The organism is Aquabacterium sp. (genome assembly GCF_049274795.1).
GTDB lineage: Bacteria > Pseudomonadota > Gammaproteobacteria > Burkholderiales > Burkholderiaceae_C > Aquabacterium.
On sequence record NZ_JBASTH010000045.1, the window covers coordinates 1 to 1,705 of the forward strand.

Consider the following 1,705-nt stretch of genomic DNA (forward strand, 5'->3'; position numbering starts at 1 on the left):
ACCTTCTACTGCTCGGTCCCCGGTCACGAGGAGGGAGGGATGAAGGGCACGCTCACCGTCACGGGGTGAGGGATGGACTCGAGGCCGAGGGCTACGACGCGTTCCTACCACCGGAGGAGAAGGCAGCATGAGCATCAGCATGACCGAGACCGACGTCGTCAAGGAGATCCGCAGCGAGTACAAGTACGGCTTCTCGAACCCGGACGAGGCGAAGGACTACTTCTTCAAGTCCGGGCGCGGGCTCTCGCACGAGCTGGTCGAGGCGATCTCCGAGCACAAGGCAGAGCCGGACTGGATGCGCAAGTTCCGCCACAAGAGCCTCGACTACTTCAACGCGCGCCCGCTCCCGACCTGGGGCGGCAACGTCGCCGAGATCGACTTCGAGAACATCTTCTACTACATCAAGCCGACCGAGAAGCAGGTCGACAAGTGGGAGGACCTGCCGGCCGACATCCTCGACACCTGGGACAAGCTGGGCATCCCGGAGGCGGAGAAGAAGTACCTCGCCGGGGTCGGCGCCCAGTACGAGTCGGAGGTCGTCTACCACAAGCTCCAGGCCGACCTCGAGGCGAAGGGCGTCATCTTCCTCGACATGGACTCCGCCCTGCGCGAGCACGAGGAGATCGTCAAGCAGCACATGGGCACGATCATCCCGCAGAACGACAATAAGTTCGCGGCGCTGAACTCGGCCGTCTGGTCGGGCGGCTCCTTCATCTACGTGCCCCCGGGCGTCAAGATCGAGCTGCCGCTGCAGGCCTACTTCCGGATCAACGCGGAGAACATGGGCCAGTTCGAGCGGACGCTGATCATCGTCGACGAGGACGCCTACGTGCACTACGTGGAGGGCTGCACGGCGCCGATCTACTCCTCCGACTCGCTGCACTCGGCGGTCGTCGAGATCATCGTCAAGCCGCGCGGGCGCTGCCGCTACACGACGATCCAGAACTGGTCGAACAACGTCTACAACCTCGTCACCAAGCGCGCGATCGCCTACGAGGACGCGACGATGGAGTGGGTGGACGGGAACCTCGGCTCGAAGCTGACGATGAAGTACCCGGCGATCTGGCTGATGGGCGCCCGCGCCCACGGCGAAGTGCTCTCGCTCGCCTTCGCGGGCAAGGGCCAGCACCAGGACGCGGGCGGCAAGTGCGTCCACATCGCGCCGAACACGACGAGCCTGATCACCTCGAAGTCGATCTCGAAGGACGGCGGCCGCGCCGGCTACCGCGGCCTGCTCGAGGTGGCGAAGGGCGCGCACGGCGCGCGCTCGAAGGTCGTCTGCGACGCGCTGATCCTCGACGAGGAGTCGCGCTCCGACACCTACCCGTACATCCGCATCGACGAGTCGGACGTCGACATCGGGCACGAGGCCACGGTGTCGAAGATCGGCGAGGAGCAGCTCTTCTACCTGATGAGCCGCGGCCTCTCGGACGCCGAGGCGAGCGCGATGATCGTCTCCGGCTTCGTCGAGCCGATCACGAAGGAGCTGCCGCTCGAGTACGCCGTCGAGATGAACCGGCTGATCCTGCTCCAGATGGAAGGGTCGGTTGGATAAGGCCGCTGCGGCGGCGAGGTACCAGGAGCTCCCTCTTCCCGACACGACGGAAGAGGCCTGGCGCTTCACCGATCTCAAGGGCTTCGACCCGGACTCCTTCTCGGCGAACGGGGCGAAGACGGTCGCGGACGCGCCGGCGCTGCTCGAGCT

At 65.5% G+C, this 1,705-nt stretch carries 1 protein-coding gene; it reads left to right on the forward strand.

Features of this window, described 5'->3' with window-relative positions:
- Nucleotides 1-139 precede the first annotated feature (139 nt).
- Nucleotides 140-1,555 carry a Fe-S cluster assembly protein SufB gene (sufB, locus tag WAQ08_RS07440; RefSeq protein ID WP_422190508.1) on the forward strand — a complete coding sequence of 472 codons (1,416 nt, stop codon included), beginning with the start codon at nucleotides 140-142 and terminating at the stop codon, nucleotides 1,553-1,555.
- Nucleotides 1,556-1,705: the final 150 nt, after the last annotated feature.

Bases quoted from the DNA above. Each gene is read 5' to 3' on its own strand.
- sufB (WP_422190508.1), top strand. From the start codon at position 140: ATGACCGAGACCGACGTCGTCAAGGAGATCCGCAGCGAGTACAAGTAC.